This window comes from Nocardia fusca NBRC 14340, from assembly GCF_001618425.1.
Classification (GTDB): Bacteria; Actinomycetota; Actinomycetes; order Mycobacteriales; family Mycobacteriaceae; genus Nocardia; species Nocardia fusca.
In genome coordinates, this window is record NZ_BDCU01000023.1 from 119,871 (window position 1) to 140,199 (window position 20,329).

Here is a 20,329-nt window from a genome sequence, read left to right on the forward strand (position 1 = left end):
GTAATCGGCCATGATCGAGCTCTGGGGCCCGCTGCAGCATCTCGCCTGGCTCGCGGGCGTGGAATGGCCACAGGGCAACGAGGACGAGATGTGGGCCCTCGGCGGCGACTGGCGTACCGCCGCCGACGAACTCGACGATATCGTCGCCGACATCCTCGAGGCCAACCGTGCGTCGCTGCATGCCTATCCCGAGGGTGACGGCGTCACCGAGATGATCGCCGCCTTCGACAGCCTCATCTCCGGTGACGGTTCCGACTCCGACCAGTCGGTGCCCAAACTGGCCGGCTACTTCCGCCAACTCGGCACGTCCGCCTACGACACCGGTACCGAGATCGAGTACACGAAGCTGATGTACATCTCGTCGCTGGTGCTGCTGGCGGCGGAGATCGCGGCCGCGTGGATCTTCCCACCTACCGCGCCCGCGGTGCAGGCCGCGGCGGTCGCCATCACCAGGGTCGCGGTTCGCATCCTGGGCCAGCGGGTCATGCAGGCGATCTTCCGGCTGGTCTCCAATAAATTCGTCAGTTTTCTGCTCCGGCATGTCGCGATCGACACCGTCCTCGGAACCATTCAGGAAGTCGGCATCCAGGCCTACCAGGTCGAGGCGGGGCACCGCCCGGATTTCGACCTCGGGCAGATCGCGGTCACGGTGGTCAGCTCGGCGGCCGGTGGCGCGGCGGCCGGCCCGGTGGGCGACATCATCGGGAACAAACTGCAGAACGAGGCGCGGGGGATGGGCCGCCAGTATCTGAACGGGGCGATCACCGGTACCGCCGCCGGTTTCGTCGGCGGGCTCGCCGGGACAGCGGCCGCCATCCCGACCCAGTTCGCCGTCATCTGGGCCGACACCGGCAGCTGGGACCAGGCCATGGACCAGACGATGTCGACACTGCCCCAGCAGTTCGGTCCGCTCGCGCTGGTGTCCGGCGCCACCAACGGCCTGGCCACCGGTGTGAACAAGGTCGGTGCCGATCACGCGTACAGCAGCCTGAAAGTCGGTGTGCACAGCGACAGCTATCGCAACACCTGGGGCGACCGGACCTTCATGGATCGGCTCAACGACGCGGTGAGCGGGCCCGGTACCCGCAGCGGCGGCCTGCCCACGGGAACCGGCGGCGCGCCCGCCGGCGCGGACGGCACCGGTGATCTCGGCGGCGACGGATCACAGACCAGCAGCCCGGCCCGGACACCGAACAGTGCGGGGGGCAGCGGCGAGGGGAATCTGTCCCCGGCCGGAAGCAACGGGCACAACGGTGACTCGCCGGGCGGAGCCGGGGACGCCGGCGGAAGCGACCGCGGCGGGCCTGTCGGCAGCGGATCGAACGACGGAGACACCGGCGGCGCCGGGACCCACAGCGAGGGTTCGTCATCGTCGGTGGACGGCGAGGGCGGTCGGCAGACCGACTCCGGAGTTGTAGCGGGACAGCAGGCCCCGCTCGGTGACGACACGGGGGGCGGCGGTGGGACCGCGCAGAACGGGGACAGTGGGTCCGCCGACCGCTCCGACTCCACGTCGGGTCCGGCCGATCGTTCCGATTCCGGTGCGGGTGCGGCCGATCGTTCCGAATCGGCGGAGCCGAGTGACCGTTCCGGTGCGGCCGATACGCGTTCTCTTGCAGCAGACTCCGGTTCGACCGCGGCGCAGGAACGGTCCGGCGAATCCGGTCTCGCGGCCGGACAACAGGAAGCCGGTGGGGCCGGGACCGGGCGTAACGCCGGTGACGCGGCGACCGGACCCGGAGATTCCGCCGGGGACCCCGCCCGCAGCGACGCACCGGGTCCGGTCGTGGGCGCTCCGGTCACCGGACCCATGGGCGCTGCCACACCGCCCGCCACCGCGGCGCCTCCGGCCACCCCCGCTACTCCGGCAGTGCCCGGTTCGACTCCTGGCGGGACCGGCCCGGCAGCGCCCGGCTCGACGAATACGCCGGGCGGCGCGTCCGATTCGCGCGCGCAGCCGGGTTCCACGGGAGAGTCCAGATCCTCTGCCGCATCGGAGGGCCCGCGGTCACGCGCCGGGGTCGGTGAACGGTCTCCCTATCCGGGCACGGACAGCGGCGTGCGCGCCGGCCGGACCGGGGCGCCGGTGCCCGACGCGAACAACTCCCGCCAGGTGGGGGAACGGCAGGACCCGGCCGGTGGCCGGATACCGGGCGATCTCGGCGACGGCCGGATCGGACCCGAGGACGTACTCCCGCTACCGGTGCCGGATTCCACCGCGCGGGACGCCGAAGCGCGGCCCGGGTCACGGGAGCCGGGGTCGCTCGGGGCGCGGCGCGCTGGTGGACCCCGGCCCGGCGACGACAGCGAAACCCGCGACCGGTCCACCGACGACATCGGGGAACGAGGCACTCCCGAACACGGCGAACCGCAGGGCACACCCGACCCGGCCGATCGCGGGGAATGCGCCCGGCTCACGCTCGCCCAGCTCGCGGCGGAAACCGGAAGCGACCGGATCACGCCCCCGGAGGGGCCGGTGGGTCCGCAGGGTATGGACCGGCGCCAGATGGAAGACGCCCTGGGCGGAAAACTCTACGACTACCCCGACCCCGGGCCAGAGCACTCCCGCCACCAGGCCGTCGCCGACGAACTGCTGCGTCAGGCCGCGCGGACGGACCCGCGTCTGGTGGCAGCGGGCCGCGGACCCCGCGCCTTCGTGGTGGACGAATACGCGGGGCCGGCGGACGAACACGGGGTCGGATCGCACGCCTACTCGCTGACGGTGCGTATGGATCCGCTCACCGGCGAATACCGGGTCGTGGTCTCCGATCCGGCGGCGGGGCAACGCCGCGGCTTCCCGCCGGACGTTCCGGCCGAACTGCGTCATGTCTCGGCGACCCTGCTCGACGGCGCGGGCAGAATACTCCCGCCGAGCGGCCACGACGGGCGAGTGCGGCCGACGGTGGAACGCTATCGGCGACACAGCCAGTCGGACTACGAGGTCAACCGCCAGCGGCGCGAGACCGATGAACAGTACGCGGCACGCCGCGCCGCCGAGGACGCCGACCTCCGGTCGCTTCTCGAACGCCGGCGCGCGGAGTATCTGCGCGTGATGGCGGAACAGGTCCGGGAGGGCGGGCCCGCCGAACTCGCCGACCGGTTCCGTGACCGCGCGGAGGAAGCCGACCGCGCGGCCGAGTCGCATCGCTCCGTCGCGGACGACCGGTGGGACGAGGCCCGCCGCAAACCCGAGAGTCGGATCTCGGACCGGCCGCCCGATCAGGACCGGACGCCTTCTCGTGGCGACGATGACGCGGCAGATCGGCGTGACGATGAGGACCCCGCCCCACGGCGTGACGACGAGGATGCGGCAGATCGGCATGACGACGAGGACGTTGCCGACCGGCGCGACGATGAGGACCCTGCCGGGCGGCGTGACAGCGAGGACAGTGCCGGGCGGCGGGAGGGTTCTGCCGGCAGGCGTGACCATGAGGACGTTGCCGGGCGGCGGGACGACGAGGATCCTGGCGGGCGGCGTGACGGCGAGGATCGTGCCGAGGAGGGCTCTGCCGGGCGGCGTGAGGATGAGGACGTTGCCGGGCGGCGGGACGATGCGGATCGTGCCGGGCAGCGTGATGACGAAGACCCCACCGATCGGCGTGACGATGCGGACGTGGCGGCCCGGCGTCACGGCGCCGCCGCCGGGCCGGTCCGCGACGAACCGGAATCGGGAACCGATCCCGGTCGCTACCGTTACGACGCGCAACCGGATGAACCGCAGCCGTACCGGCCCGCCGATCCCGGTTTCGCCGAGGCGCTGGCCGCGACAGCAGCGCTGCGGGAGGCCGAGCAGGTTCGACGTGACAGCGTTGTCGCGGCGTTGCGGACGCTCGCTGTGGACCTGGGGCTGGTCGAGCCGGGAAGCCGGCCGGATCTGCGGCAGTTGCGGCCGAGCCGGATCGGCCCGCGGATCGACGCCCTGCAGCAGCGGGTACGCGACGATGGCACGCTCAGCGATTACGAACGGGCCCGGCAGCTTGCCGACCTGGAAATGTTGCGCGCCCATTCGGAGCGTTACCACCGGATCGTCGGCCGGATGTCCGAGACGTCGCAGCTCCTGGGCGAACTGGGTGGTCTCGCTTTCGCAGTGGACGCGGAACTGCATCCGGGCGCGATCCAGCTGACCCCGTACGAGGGCGCCAGTACCGCCAAACTCGTGGTGGATATCGCGGTGCTGGTGCCGGGGACCGCCACCAGTGCCCCGAAGCTCTTGATCATCGAGGCCAAGGGCGCCGATTCGCCGCTCGGTGGTTCGCGGCGCGCCGATGCCCAGCACGGCGCACCGGAGTACCTGCGCGACACGCTCGCGGTCGACAAGAACCTCGCGACCGTGCTCACCGAGACGCCTGACCGGATGCGATCGCGCGGGATCGATCCGGACGGAGCGACCGGTCGCGCGCTCCTGCGCGCGCGGGAGGAACTGCTCGCCGCCCATCGCGACGGCACTCTGGAGGTCGAATACCACCAGGTGCGTACCGCGGCGACCGGCGAGATCACGGTGCGGCGGTTCGATCTCGAACGCGACGGTGCTCCGGTCCGTGTCGATGTCATCGGGGGGATCGACCGATCCGCGCCGGAGGGTTCCGGACCGGCCGTCCGCGGGCGGTCTCCGGGCGAGGACGATGCGCGGCGGAATCCGGATGTCGGCGATACCCGGCCGATTCCGGTGGTCGGTGATACGCGACCGATTCCGGTGGTCGGTGATACGCGACCGATTCCGGTGGTCGGTGATACGCGACCGATTCCGGTGGTCGGTGATACGCGACCGATTCCGGTGGGCGATGACGCTCGGCCGATTGCGCAGGACGGTGACGAGCAGCCGATTTCGGTGGTCGACGACTCGCGGCCGACTCCGGGAGTCGACGGCACGCCGCCGCGTGCAGAGGCCGACGACACCCGGACTGGTCCGTCGGTGGACGGTACGCGGCCCGTCCCGCTCCACGGTGCCGACCGGCCCTCCGATGCCCAACTGCTGGGCGCCCCGGACGACGACTCCTGGTCGGGGTTGGACTCCGTGCAGGTCGGTGAGCGGTTGCGCATTGAACTACGGGATCTCACCGGCAACCCGCGGTTCGAGGTCTTCGGTTTCGACCGCCCGGAGGTGCATCCGGAGGTGGCCCGCGAATACGCCCGGGCGCTGGTCGATATGTTCCGGGCGTATCCGTCCGCCCGTCTCGATTCGGTGGGATTCCGCGATCTGGGTCCCGGCGTGTTCGGCCGGACCCACTGGTCGCTCGACAACGGGATGCCCCGTGCCGATTCGATCGAGTTCAACGCGTCCATGGCCACCGATCCGGCGGCGGTGCGCCGCGAGACCGGGCACGACGCCGGTACCGGCTGGTTCCCGGATGTGGCGCGGGACCGGCCCGCCTACGCGCGAGCCGTCCACGAGTTCGGGCATGTGCTAGACGGTTCGGGCGGCCACCGGGCCCGCCGCGAGCTCACCGGCCACCTGATGCGGCATTTCTTCGACCGTCACCCCGCGGCCACCGGCGTCGAGGACTATTTCGCGTGGCTGCGCGAATCGCTGAGCGGGTACAGCTTTCACCCCGGTACCCCGCACCCGAACCCGGCGGAGGCGCTGGCCGAGGCCTTCCTCGCGACCGAGATGCGACGCGGCGGCGGCGCCGAGCCGGACCCGGCACCGCGCGACCGCGGCGACGATCCAGTACAACTGATCCGCGACCTGCTGGTCGGGTACGTGGACGCTCCTCCCGGAGTGGCCGCGCTGCTGATCGGGCCGCTGCACGACGGGCCGGAACACATCGGGTCCGACGATACGCGGTCACCGGATTCCGGCGACCGGCACCGCGATGCCGTGGACGACGAATGGTCGGCGATGGGCCTCGACGAGATCGTCGCCACGCTGCGCGAACGGTACCCGTTCCGGGAGATCACCGGGTTCGCCGATCGTCCCGGCGTCCCGCCGCTGGACCTCACGCTGGTCCGTGAGGTCGCACGGGCCGTCGACCTGATGATGTCGCGATTCCCCATGCTCGACGTGCACAACCTGCGCATCGGGCCGGTCACCGACCCTGACCACGTCCGAGGCCTCGCGGGCTACGATCTGGACCCGCGCGATGCCGATCGGATGGTCACCGACACCATCACGCTCAACGAGCGGCTGCTGCGCAACCCCGGCGAGTTCTACGCCTCGCGCCGCCGCTCCGAGCAGACCTTCCACTCGCCGCGCAACTCGGCCGACCGGCCCGCCTTCGCGACAACCGTCCACGAACTGGGCCACGGCCTGGACTACGCGGGCAGTACGCGAGCACGCGGGACGGTCGAGGATCTGCTGGTCGAGTACTACAGCGAGAAGACCGGCGGTTTCGATCCGGACGAGTTCAGCGTGTGGATCAACCAGCTCAGCGGCTACAGCTTCACCAACCGGGGTGACCTGAACCGACCGGAGGTCCTGGCCGACGCGGTTCTCGATGTCGTGCTCAACGGCCCCGATGCCACCGAACCCGCGCGGATCGTCTACGCGGCGCTGCTGCGGGAATCGATCGACAACTACTACGACACCTTCGAGAACGAAGCCGCCGCGCTGCGCATCACGGACCTGGGCCTGGGACCGTGGACGGACGGCTACGACCGGTCGGCCGCGGACAGGCCCGACCGGCCGGCGGGCGAAGTCGCCGACCGGCCCGGCGACAGCGCAACGCCGGATTCGGATATCGCGCTGCTCGGCTCCCCCGCGGCCGACCAGTGGTCGGATCTCGGCCCGGCCGAGGTCGGCGAGAAACTGCGCGACCATATGCGTGCGGCGACCGGTAACCCCGACTTCGCGGTGTTCGGGTTCGACCTGCCCGACCTGAACCCGGAGGTGGTACGCGAATACGCCCGCGCCGTCACCGATATGTACCGCGGCTATCCGCAGACCGATATCCGCGCGATCGGGATCGGGAACCGCCGCGAGGGAATCCTCGCCGACGCCGGACCGGCCTTGGACCGCGAGACGGGACTCGTCCACACCGAGGACATCACCCTCAGCTACCGGCACGCCACCAGCGTCGAGAACTTCCGCGCCCAGGTGCAGCGGGGAGTGGACAACGAACAGTTCTCGCCGACCATGCTGCGGCGGCCGGTATACGCCATGGCGGTGCACGAATACGGTCATGCCCTGGACTACGCCGGCGGGCTGCGGGCGAGCGCCACGGCCCAGCGCCATCTGCTGCTGCGGGCCGCCGAGGTGGGTGGCGATTTCGGCGCCTGGCTGCAACAGCTCAGCGGATACAGCCGCGACGACGACGGCCTGCTGCGCGGGCATGAGGCGGTACCCGACGCCTTCGCCGAATACATCATGGGCGGCGACGATCCGGCCGCGCGCGACGGCGCGGTCGTCACGCCGGTACGAGAGCTGTACGAGCTGCTGATCCGGCACGCCGACAACCCGCCGGGCGGCGTACTCGAACGCGCCGGGGAACGCGGCGCGATGGACGCCGGGCGCCGGCCCGATGACGACGGCAGCGGCCGGGATCGGCCGGACGACGACCGGGACGGCAACGGGCCCGAGACGAGTACCGGCGGTGGTGCGAAGAAACCTCCGGCCGGGCCGCCGCGTCCGGCCCCGCCGCCGGAAGAACCCGACGGCGGCCGGCCGGACCAGGAACCCGGCGGGGACGAGGCACCCATCGATCCGGACGCGATCATCGAGCCCTTGGTGATCGAGGTCGACGGTGAGCGGATCGCCTTCGATCTGGTCCCGGACGGTCCGGACCGCTGGCGGCTGGTGCCGCGGGGCGAGCTCCCCTCGGCGACTCCCGAGCGGCCGGCCGCGCTGCGCCGCGAGTTGGCGGCGATCCGGCGGATGTGGCCGGGCCGCGAGCCGCAGGTCAAATACCCGTCCGGATCCGGGTGGGACAGCCGTGGTCAGGCGGCGATCGCCGACGGTGTCGCCGGTATCCCCGACCTGGTGAACCCGGTTCCGCCGCAACCCCCGGCCACCCCGGCGCCCACTCCGGACCATCCGGTGATCGGTCCGGCGCCGGAATCCGGTCCACCCGATCCGACCCTGTTGCGGATCGGGCAGCAGCTGCCGGTGTGGATCGGCAACCGCGAGCACATTCCGATCTTCGGCCGGCTGTCGGCCCGGATGCGCGACGACGCGGGCGAATTCGTGCCGATGCATCCGGGCGACGACGCGGAGTACCAGCCGTGGCTCACCGACGGAACCCTGGACGCGGCCCGCGACCAGTTGCTCGCCGACCTGGATTCTCGTCGCATATCGCCCGCGCATGCCCTGCGGGACCTGCTGGCCGTGGCCGCCCGGCCCGATGCCACGCCCGAGCAGCAGCGGCGGATCCTCGATGCCCTGCGCGATCGCGAGCTCATCTCCGGCGACGAGGCCGCGGCCCTCGCCCACGGGCTGGCCGAGGAGAGCGAAGCGCGGGGCTCGGCTCTCCCCGTCGGGCCCGCGCCCGACGGGGAGAGCCTGACCGACGCGGCCCGGCGGCTGCTCGATATCGACCTGCCCGACGACAGTCCCGAAACCCTGGCCCGGGTCATCGACGAACAGCAGTACCGGGTGGCCCGGGCGACCGGGGCCATCGAAGGGCTGGCCGCCGCGGTGCGGCGCTACCGGATCGAGCAGACCCTGCCCTACACCATGCGGGACGCGCCGTCGGCGGCCGATACCGAGCGAGGGCTCCCCCGGACCGACGAACCGGTCGCACTGGACGATCCGGGCGGGCGTCGCACTGAGGACTATCCCGACGACGTCTTCGACGATGATTTCTTCGATGGCGAGGCGGACGCGCCCTCGCCGCGGCGGCCCGGCCGCTACGCCGCACCGGATCCGGAGGGCCGGCCGGTCCCGTTCCGCGACGAGATCAGCTTCATCGATCAGAACCCCATGGGGCGGTTCCTCATCGAGATACTGGCCGCCTTCGGCCACGAGCCGGGCCTGCTCGACACACCGCCGGTGGAGAACGGCGCCGACCAGCTGCCGATGTGGGGTGACGGGTACGAACTCGGCCGCGACCAGGGTCTGCGCCGATTCTTCGAGAACGCGTTGCGCCGGGACCAGATCCGCGACGAACTCGCGAGCTGGGCGGCGATGCGCGACCTATCGCTCGAGGACCTGCTCGCCGATCCGGAAGACGTACTGGACCGGTTGCGGGCCGAGAACGTGGCCCGTTCGGAACGAGTCGCCGAATTCGTCGCCGCCGCACGCGCCACATTGCCGGAAACCGGGCTCACCGACCCGGTCGGAGACCTGCTCGGACGGCAGATCGTGCGTCTCCCCGGCGGGGTCGGGCATCCGGATCGGCTGGTGATCGTCGACGGTCCGCGCGACCGCGAGCAGGTACTGGCCGACGCACTGGCCGCCGACCCCGAGCTGCGTCATCTGCTCGACCGGGGCGATCTCGTCCTGGACTACCGTGCCGTGCAGCGGGACTGGACCGGGGAGACGGTACTCGTGCCCGCGCCGGTCCCGCCGCTGCGCTATCTCCACGAGTCCATCCTGGGACGCGACCTCGAAGTACTGCTGGTCCGGGCCGGCGACGGCACCTGGCACCAGGTTGTCGGGTCCGCGGCGGACCACCGGGCGGCTCTCGGCGAGCCGGTGCCCCGCTCGACACCGGAGATCGTGGCCGAGATCGCCGGCATCCTGCACGAACTCGGTATCGGGCCGGACGTGGTGACGCCGGATGCGCCGGCCGCGACCGTGGGTGATCTGCTGCTGGACAACGCGGTGCGGGCGGTGCAGCTGGAGGCGCTGGCCGATTTCATCCGCTCCGCCACCGATATCGAGATCTTCAACGAGCTGACCGACGCGCGAAGTCGACTCGCGCGCCGGCTGGGACTGAACCTGATCCCGGACCCCGGTGCACCGGAACGGACCCTCACGGCGGAGTCGCTGGCCGACCGCCTGTCCGATACCGGGCAGCGCCGGGCTCTGCGTGCCCAGCAGTTCGCCGATCTCGCCGAGTACGCGAAACGCCTGCGCGAGGTGGATTCGAATGCGGTCGCCGCCGCCCGTGACCGGCTGGCCCGGCGGCTGGTGCCGGAGGACCTCGCCCGCAGGATGGCGACGCAGCGGGCCGCCGACCGCGCGGGTGTCGACCGGCGGATAGCGGCCCTGCTCCCGCCCGGCTATGTCGACGGCCCGGACGGCAAACGCGTATTCGCGGTGACCCCTTCGGGTCTGGATCCGAAGAAGTTGTTCCAGGTGATCCGGCGGCTGGAACGCGACGGTCACAGCGAGCTGGTGCACGAGGCGCTGGTCGAGTACGCGAACGCCCTCTTCGATATCGACCCCTACACCGATGTCCCCCGCGGCGATCGCACCGCCGATCCCCGGATCGCCGACGGCCGCTTCCCGATGCACGACCGGGAGGCCATGGGCGGGCTGCGCGACCTCATCGCCGAGGCGGTCCGTGCGGTGGGGGCCGGCGATTTCGCCCGGGCGGTGGCCGATGCCGCGAACCGGCCCGACAGCCATCGGATCCCCGACGACGACCCGGATCAGCGTCCCCACGCCGACCGGGACTGGGCCCGGCTGGTCGGGGTCGATCTCACCGGCGCCGACGACGCGACCTTCGTACGGATCTACGAGGCCTACCGGGACGGCCGGATCGAGAACCACGAGGGCCTCAGCCCCGAGGACCTGGCCGCCGAACTCGACCACCTGCGGCGCGAAGTCCGGGACCGGGCCCGGCGGATCGCCGCCCTGGGCCGGCTGCTCGACGAATACGCGCGCAGCCGGCGGTCCGACCTGGCCGCGGCGGGGGACGGGAAACTCGCGAGTGGCGCCGGTGATCCACCTCCGGGACCGGGACCGGCCGGGCCGCTGGGAGGTCCGGAGGGGCCGGGACCGCAGGGGCCGCTGCTCGGTCCGGAGAGATCGGGTCCGCAGAAGCCGCCGCCCGGTTCGCCGGGGCCGCTCGCACCGCGCACCGGCGGCGAGACACCACCTATGCCCGAGCCCGGTGACTCCGGCGACGGCGGCGGGAAGCCGCCGGACACGCCTCCCGCGGTCCCGGGAGATCCCGGCGAAGGCCCGGACGACTCCGGTCCCGGGGCGGAACCCGGATCGGGCGAGGCCTCCGCGCTACCCGACTCCTATGCGGAACTGATGGATTGGGTGGAGCTGCGCCGGGCCGAGATCGCGGTCGACGCGGCCGCCGACGAAGCGGCCTGGGCGCGCCGGCAGGCCGCCGACCGGCCCGGCGACGAACTCTTGCGTTTCCGTGCCGAACAAGCGGATCGGATGCTCGGCTACGCCCGCGAACGGGTCGACCGGATCCGGCTGGCCCAGGTGGACCGAGCGGCATGGAATGCCCGTATGGACGCCGACCGGGCGCGCTTCCTGGCCGATATGGATCCGGACAATTGGCTCGCCGGCCAGCGGGCCGATCTGGCCGAATGGGTCGCCCGGATGGCCGAGGAGCGGGCGCGCTGGTGGCAGGACATGCTGGGAGGTCCGGGTGGGGACACCCCGCCGGGCGGGCCGGGACCCGACCCCGATTCCGGGCCCACCGGGCCGAAACCGGATTCCGCGCCCACCCCCGAGGGAGCGCCCGAGCCGGACTCGGGAGAGTCGGAAGCGGAAGCCGGGACACCTCGTGGCGCCGCCACCGAGGCCGCGGGTGGCCGGCCCGGAACCGGCGGGGACCAGCAGATACCCGACGGCGCGGCGCCGGTGTCGGAGGGCGGGCGATCCGCGGCCGACGGCGCGGAGCCGGGCGATACCGGCGGCCCGCGGGCACAGGAGGAGGACGGCGGCGCAACCGGGCCCCGGCCGCACGATCTGCTCGCCGATGCCCTGGTCGACGCCGTCGCACGGTGTGACGAACTGACCGCGCGGATCGCCGAACTCGCGTCCGGTCTGCACACCGATGTGGACCCGGCCGCCTTCGGCACCGCGCGGATCGCCGAGACCTTGGGTGAGTTGCGCGGTCGCGATCTGGATGCCGAGGACAGGGTCCGCGTAGAGGAGATCAGTGGTCTCATGACCCGCCTGCTGCACGCGGAGCAGGAGGTGCGCCGGATCACCGGGCGCATCGAATACGACCGGTTGGTGGGGGAGCGGCACGGGGTCACCCGCGAGCGGGAGTTCCTGCGGGCCAAGATCACCGACCGGGCCCGCCATCTGGGCCTGCAGAACCCCGGTGGCTGGGCCGATCTGGGGCCGGAGGCCCGCGAGCGAATCGTGCTGCGTCTCGACGAGGAGACCGGATACGACGCGGTGGAGGTCGCGGGTGGGATCGACGAGTTGCCGCTGCACGACCGCAGCGCGGTGGGCGACCAGGAGCGGCAGCATCGCCGGGATCTGATCCGCAAGCTGATCGCCCGGACAGCGGAGTTCGACGAACTCGGCACCCGCCTGCGGGAACTGGACCGGCAGATCGCCGGAATGGAGCAGGGCCAGGAACTCCTCGACCGGCCCCGGCCCGAGGAGGTGACCGCCGAACTGGAACGGCTGGCTCGCGAGCGCGCGGCCGAACTGCACCGCATCAAACCCCGACGGACCATGCGTGACGATCTCGCCCGGCGGCTCGGGGTGGACGAGCACGACGACCCGGCCGCGGGCCTGCTCGAGCCCGGCGCGCTGGACTCGACGCTGCGGGACCTGCGCGAGGGCGCCTTCCGGGATTTCGGCGCGGGCGTCCTGCGGCCCTCGCAGTACCAGCGGCGGCTGCTGCGGATCGATGCGCTGGCGGACGTGGCCCGGGATGTGAACGAGGCCCATCACCGGATCGGCCGGCTCCAGGACGAAATGGCGCGGGTGGCGGGTGTCTGGCGTGCTCTGGTGGAGGCCGAGGGCGGCCGCATGGTGACCGATCGGGTCGGTGTGGTGGACGGCGACGAACCGCGGATCATCGTGTTCGGGCCGCGTCCGAACCCGGCGAATCCGCGCGCCGATCACGATGCCGCCCTCGACCACGCCCTGTACAACAGTCTCGCTGCCGCGCAGGCCATGGTGTGCCCGGAGACCACGGTGGAGTACCGGCGGGTGCTCGCCGACCGGGAGGACAACTGGCGGGTCGAGGAGATGGACCCACCCGAGGTCGAGCGGATGAGCACCGGTTGGGTCGCCGGTCGCCGCCTCGATATGACGCGGTGGCGGGACGCCGCGGGCGACTGGCACCCGGTCGACCCCACCCGCCCCGGTTGGCAGACCAACCGTGATGCCCCCGACCTGCCGAAGAAGTTCGGCCAGAAGGATCTGCCCGACGGTGTGAGCGGCTGGGCCAGCGAGGATGTCGTCAACGACATCGTGCTGCCCCTCGAGGATGTACCGGCGGGCAAGATCCCGGAGAGCACCCTGCCGGTCAACGCACCGATGGCGCCGGCGCAGTACGACACCTCGGGTATCGACCCGAAGGACCTGTTCGGCCAGCACTGGGGCGCGGACGCCTACAACGTGATGCGGTTGCTGCTGATGGCCGCGCTGGTGCCGAAACATCCGGCGGTCAAGGCGTGGATCCGGCGGCATCCGGAGATCGGCCGCTGGGTGCAGGCGCGGCCGTGGCTGCAGAAACTGCCGCCGTTCGGGACGGTGTTCCGCGGTTACGAATGGTTCGCACCGCCCGGAACCGATGTGCAGCCCATGCACCGCCGCTGGCAGGAAAGCGACCACCTGCCGCCGGCCGCGATGAACGAGATTCCCGAGGGACTGCGCCGGGAGTGGGAGCGTGAGGCCGAGCAGTGGGCCGAGGTACAGCGCTGGGCCGACGAAGAATACGACCGTTTCCTCGGCGACGACACCGATATCGATCGGATCGCCGCCGGTATCGAACGGTACCGGGCGGACCGGCAGCGGGCGGCGGCACGGGAATTCGTCGACCTGGTGCGGACCCGGACGGTCGGCGAACTCGGGGGTCTCGATCCGCTGGGGGATGTTCCGGCGCAGCTCGCGCGGATCGAGGCCGCGATCGACCGGGTGGCCGAGGAGGCCGGTGACCGGTTCGCCGTCGACGACCCCGAGCTGGTGCGCAACACAGTCGAGCAGGTCCGCGAAATGTTGCTGGGCGTGGTCGATCCGGCCGAGATCGTGCCCGGAGCCGATCCCGACGAGATCGTGCGGGCCGTCGACCCGGACGATATCGCCGAACTGCTGGCCGGGCAGATGCGCGACGACGTACCGCGCTTCACCCGGGCCGAACTCGAACAGATCAAGAACCACCTGATGGTCGACGAGCACTGGGTGCGCGACGCCGACGACCCCGACGGCGAACTGGCCCGGCGCCCGATGGACCGCCTCGCCGATATCGCCGAAGCCTGGCACCGGCTGCGGGCGGGTGAGCCGTTGCCCGCGGACCTGGTTCTGCTGCAGGACGCCCTCGCCGAGGCGCAGTATCTGGCCGACCACCCGCAGGCCACCTGGCAGGCGGCGAATACGTACGCCATCGGTCTCGGCCACCATTGGGATTCGCAGCGTCCCCCACTCACCGAGTGGCGGGCCGGCCGCCCCTACGCGCTACCCCCGCTACAACCGGACGCGGCATACCTGCCGCCTCCCGGCGGGCCCGTCCCGGATGACCCCGACAACCCGGACGGACCTCCTCCGGACGAGCCCGGCACCCCGCCCACGAACGGACCGGGTGGCGGTAAGCCTCCCGCCCACCCACCGTCCTCCGCCCACCACGCCCCGGAATCGCCGCAGGGCACCCGGCCGCCGCAGGGCAACGGGCCTCCACCGCCCCCGAACGACCCCGGTGGTCCGGGCGATCCCGGCGACCCGAGTGGTCCCGGCACGCCGCCCGCCGGTGACTCCGGCGCGCCGCGGCACGGCGATCCGCTCCGCGATCTCGTGTCCTTCCTCCGAGATATGGCGCACTGGCCCGCGCAGCGCACGGCCCCGCCGCTCACCGGTGCCGCCGCCGAGCACGCGCGTCGGCTGGCCGAACACTTCGGGCTCACCGGCGTTTTCGGTGAGTTGCGCGATCCGCTCGCCGCGCTGGCCGAACTCGCCGAGATCGCCCGGGCCCGCGGTTTCTTCGACGATCTCGATGGCGGGCCGCGGATGCGGTACCCCGCCGATTTCGGCGAACTGTCCACGGCGGAACGCTACGGCGACGAGCAGTACTGGCGGCACGAGGCCGATCCCGAACTCGCCGCCGCGATGCGGGAGGAACTGCTGCGCGCGGGTCTGCCGGTGGAGGACCCGCAGCTTCCCCCCGCACCCCCACACGGCGAACTGCCCGCCACCCGGCCGGAGGGCGAACAGCCCACCACGCCGCCGGCTGGTCGAGCGCTCACCACCTCGCCGGATGGTGCACTGCCGATCGCGTCACCGGATGGCGAGGTGCCCGCCACGTCGCCGGATGGTGCGGTGGCGTCCGCACCGGGGAACGGCGGAGCGCCGGCCCGGCGACCGGAGGGCGCGGCGGATCGCGGCCGGGACTCCGCTACCGGTCCTGCACCGCGGATGGAAAGCGTCGCCGAAACACGTGACGCACTGGCGCGCCGGCTCGGTATCGACGACGAGGCGCTCGGTCCGGACCGTCTCGGCGCCACGGTTTCCGACCACCGCTACCGGATCTTGTTGCGCGCCGGCGCGGTGGAAGCCCTGGCGGCCGCCCAGACCCGTGTGGATGCCGCGACCGACCCTGCCGAGCGCGCGGCTCGGCGTGATACTCGCGATCTGTGGGCGCGGCTGCTGGGCATCGATCCGGAGCAGTTGAACCGCGATCCGGCGGCCGTTCTCGATCGGGAACGCGCCGGTGTCGTCCGCGCCGCCGACGAACTGGCGGCCCTCGCCGACGGTGCGGTGGCGGCCCGGCAGCAGGCGGATTCCCGTTCACCCGAGCCGGGCGACACCCGCCGCGGCAATGTGGTGGTCGAGGGCGAGCGCGTGCCGGTGCGCCTGGTCGCTGACGACGGTGACCGCTGGCGGGTGGCGGAAACCGGCCGCGCGGTCCCGCCCGACGTGCCGACGGCGCCCGCGGACCCACCGCGCCGCACACCGCTGCTGCGCCGGATCTGGGAGTGGTTGCGCGATACCGGGTACACCAACGAGACCCCCAAGTATCCCTCCGGGTCCGGGATCGACAGCGCCGGACAGTCGCTGCTCGGCGACGAGGCCGGGCTGCCGTTGCGCAAAGCCGAGGATCCGACGCCGGGTGCGCCGGGCGACGAGTACGAGGTGCTGTCGACCAAGTTCAATCCTGTCCGCATCCTCAAAGAGGGTGTCACCCTGTGGAAGAAGCGGGAGCTGCTGCCGTTTCTGCGGCGGTTCACGTCCCGGGTGGCGCCACCGGGCCGCGATACCGCACCACTGCTGGACGAGGCCGGTAACGAATACCGCTACTGGCTCGACGAAGCCGACCCCGAGCTGGTGCGCCGGGAACTGGGGGTCGAACTCGACGACCTGAAACGCCTGGCGGAACAGGAGAACCCGGCGCTACCGGAGGCGCCGGGAACCCGGCTTCCGGCGCCCGGACCCACCCGCGCCGAACCCGCCGGTGCGGAGGTGCCGCGCAGTGCCGGTGAGATCGCCGGGTGGGCGGACGAACTGGCGGACGCCGCGGCCCGGCGCGACGAGCAGGCGGCGGCGCTGGCCGCGGCCGCCCGCGCTTTCGGTATCGATCCGGGCGAGCCGACTGCCGAGAACGTCCGCCGGGTGCGGGACCTCATCGAATATCAGCAGGCACGGCGGATCGGCGCACTGACCGGGCTGGCCGACGCCGCTCGGCGGTACAACGCCGAACACGCCGATATCCCGTACAGCGACGAGGCGACCTTCTTCGACGCCAACCCCCTCGCGCGTTTCCTACGCGAGGTGGTCGCCGCCTATCGCGAACCGCACCGGGCGCCGCAGTGGCTACCGGAATCGGTGCGGCGCCGCCTGCCCGGCCCGGCCGATCTCCTGGGCTGGGAGGGCGTGAACAACGGCGGCGAGCCCACCCGCGACTGGGGTGATCTCTTCGACACCGACCAGCCCGGCCGGGACGACGGCCGCCGGGTCTATCTGGAACGGGCGCTGCGCCGCGACCAGATTCGCGACGAGCGGGCGGTGTGGGCGCAGATCCTCGGCGATATCGACCTGGCCACGCTGGATGCCGGCCGACTCGCCGATACCCTCGCCGAGCAGCTGTTCCGCGTCCAGGACGCGGCGTTGCGGGTGGAGGAGCTCGCCCGGCAGGCCGACGAGTTCCTGCGTCGCGACGCCGAGGTCGACGAACTCGCCGGCCTGATCGGCGATATGGCGGCCCAGGAATGGGTCCACGCACAGGGTGGGGTCATGTTCGGCGACCCGGCGGGTCTGGGTCTGCTGCCCGGCGACCGGCCCGGGGCGCCGATGCGGCTGGTCGTGGTCGACGGCCGGCTCGAACACGACCGGGTGCTGGCCGACGCGCTCGCGCGCTATCCGGACCTCGCCGCGGCCGTGAACGACGGCACGCTGGATGTACGGTACGCACTCACCCGGGTGGAGCCGGGGCAGCCGCTGCCCGGCGGCGGGTACGGACCGGAGCGGATCACCGTGGCCGACGCGGGCGCACCGCGGGTCCGGCACCTCGCCGCGGAGGTCGAGGGGCGGTACGTCGATCTCACCCTCGTCGACGACGGCGACGGCTGGCGGGTGGTGCCCGACGACCCCGCCGACCCGGGCCCCGGCCACCGCCTCGACCCGATGTCGCGCGCCGAAATCGACACCGCCGTGCACGAACTCGCCCGGCGGCTGGGAGTCACCGACGAGGATCTGGCCGATCCGCGTCGGCTCGCCGCGGAACTGTCGGCGCTGCGCGACCAGAACGAGATCCGCGCCGCCCAGCTCGAGGCGATCATGGACCACGCGCGCACCGCCTGGGATATCGACACCTATCACGCGGTCGGCCGGGCCCGGGACATCCTGGCGCACCGCCTCGACCCGGCGGATACCGCCCCGCTCGGTCCGCCGCGGGCCGCGCAGATCGTCGCGGACCCCGCGACCCCGGGGGCCCGGCGGATCCAGCAGATCACCGGAATGCTCTCCTACGCCAAGGAACTGGCGGCACTGGATCCTACCGCGGTCGACGCGGCCATCGCGCGGCTGCGGCAGCGCCTCGACGCCCTCGACGAAGCCGTCCGAGTGGTCGGTACCGGAGATATCGAGGAAGCGATCCGGTCCCTCGTGCACCGGCCGCACGCCCGGCCCGACATGATCACCGCACTCACCGACTTCCTGTCCGCACTCGGGCGGATCGATGTCTTCGACCCCGCGACCCACGGCGATCGGGCCGTGGACCCGCGGGTGGGTCGCACCGAGATCCCGGTGCACGAGAAGGCGGTCCGGCATCTGGTCGGTCTGATCGAGAATCTGCGCCACCTCGCCGACGCTCCGCAGCGGATGGACCTGCTGGACGCCGAATCCGATCTACTGCCCGCCACCGAACTCGGCATCGGCCACGATTTCGCCCGGACGGTCGGCGTCGATGTGCCTCCCGCGGACCTCGCCCGCTGGGACGAGGTGCTGGATCGGCACCGCCGCGGCGAGATCGACGACGACCATCCCGAATTCGCCTGGGTACGCGCGGAACTCGCCCGCTGGAACGAGGTCTACGAGAAATACCGCGACGGCCGGCTGGACCGGCACGAACGCTTGACACCGACCGAACTCGCCGAGGTCCAAGCCGAATTGCGCGCCGAGGTTCGGCAGCGCGCCCGCGATATCGCGGCATTGGCCGAACTCGCCGGTCACGCCGCCCGGCTCGATGAGACCCGATTGCGCGACGAGCGGGAGCGAGCGGTGGCCCGGGTGCAACGTGCGCGAGCCGCCCTGCCCCCGCCCGGTCCGGAGCTCCCGGTGGCCGAGGCCGATCTGGCCTCGCATCCGGCACTGGACCGCCGGATCGAGGCGTTGCGGGGTCGCACGACCCGAATCGATGAACAGCAGGAATATCAGCGGCGCGTCTCCGAGTACGAGGACGCCGCCCGCCGGGTGATCGACGCCGAGGCCGATCTCGCCCGGATCGACAACGAACTCGAACAGGGCCCGATAGGCCGCGACGACCGGGCAGCAGACCCCGCCGAACCGCGCGGCGATACGGATGACGCCGGTGGACACGGCGGACGAACCGAACCGGGTAGCGGTTCGCGGGCAAATCGTGGTGCGGCGGGAGACGCGGATCCGCCCGGCGGCAACGGTTCCACCGGACGCCGCCGGATACCGATGCCGCGCGGATCTTCGCTGCGTCCCCATATTCCGCATCCGCCGCGCGATCGAGAGATCGATTTCCCGCCACCGTTCGAGAACGAGCGCGAGCCATGGCCGGTGGATCTCACCGATCTCCCCGTGCAGCCCCGGCCACCGGAACGGTCCGACCCCCCACAGCCGCCCGCACCGCCGGAGCCGCCGCCCGCACCGGGGCCTCCGGTTCCACCGACGGCGCCGATCCCGCCCGCACCGCCGGAGCCGCCCGTGCCGCCCGAACCCCCGACACCGCCGCAGCCCCCGACACCGTCGCAGCCCCCGACACCGTCGCAGCCCCCGACACCGTCGCAGCCGCCGACTCCTCCAGCGCCGCCGGGCCAACCACAACCGTCCGACCCACCGCAGCTCCCGGCGCCTCCCGGCCTGCCGCTCCCACCCGGATGGCCGACGCCACCCGCCGAGCCGCCGTGGTCACCCGTGGTTCCGGAACTTCCGCAGTCGCCCGGCCCACCGCTGCCCGGGCAACCGACGGTTCCCGCACCGCCTCCGGTCCCGGGCCCGTGGCCACCGGACGCGCACCCGCCGTTCGATCCCTATCCCGCCGCACCCGGCCCGGCTCGTCCACCGGAGCCGGGCAACCTTCCGGGCAGCGGCTTCCCGCCGGGGCCTCCCGGGGGCGCCGCCCCCGCGAACCCGAGTCCGCCGGGTGGTTCGGCACCCGGCGGTATGCCGTATCCGCCGATGCTGCCGCCGCCCGGCAGCGGGCCGCAGGGCGGTTCGCGCGAGCGCCCCCGCCACCGACACGCTGCGCCGGCCGACGGTCCGCCGCCGGCCCGTGGCGATGGAGAGACCGACGCGGCGGCCCCGTTGGTGGTACGCCCGTTCGCGGGGTTCGGTGTGCCCTCGGCGTTCAACCCGCGGACCGGCGCGTTGCAGGCGGCACCGGCCGCACCGGGCCGGGTCAGCGGTCTCTACGGCGAGATCGCCGGGGTGCCGGTGGTGCTGTACCGGCGGCACGGCCGGCTGGAGTTGCGGATCGGTGGGTCGACCATCGACCTGGACGGCCCGGTTATCGTCGAGTTGGCGACCGTCGCCTACCGGACCACGCGGTTCGCGCTGGTCCAGGGCGGACACCGGCTCGGTGAGCTGACCTACCGGTCGCTGCCGGAGGAGTTGGATTTCGGCGCGTATCTGCGGGATGTACTCGCCGATCCGCAGCGGCGCGCGCAGGTGTTCACCACGTGA

General features: G+C 72.4%; 1 protein-coding gene. It reads left to right on the forward strand.

Annotation, left to right across the window (positions count from 1 at the left end):
- The first annotated feature begins 10 nt into the window (after window positions 1-10).
- Window positions 11-20,329, forward strand: a complete 20,319-nt coding sequence (locus tag NF4_RS14630) for a WXG100-like domain-containing protein (protein WP_063127888.1) — start codon at window positions 11-13, stop codon at window positions 20,327-20,329.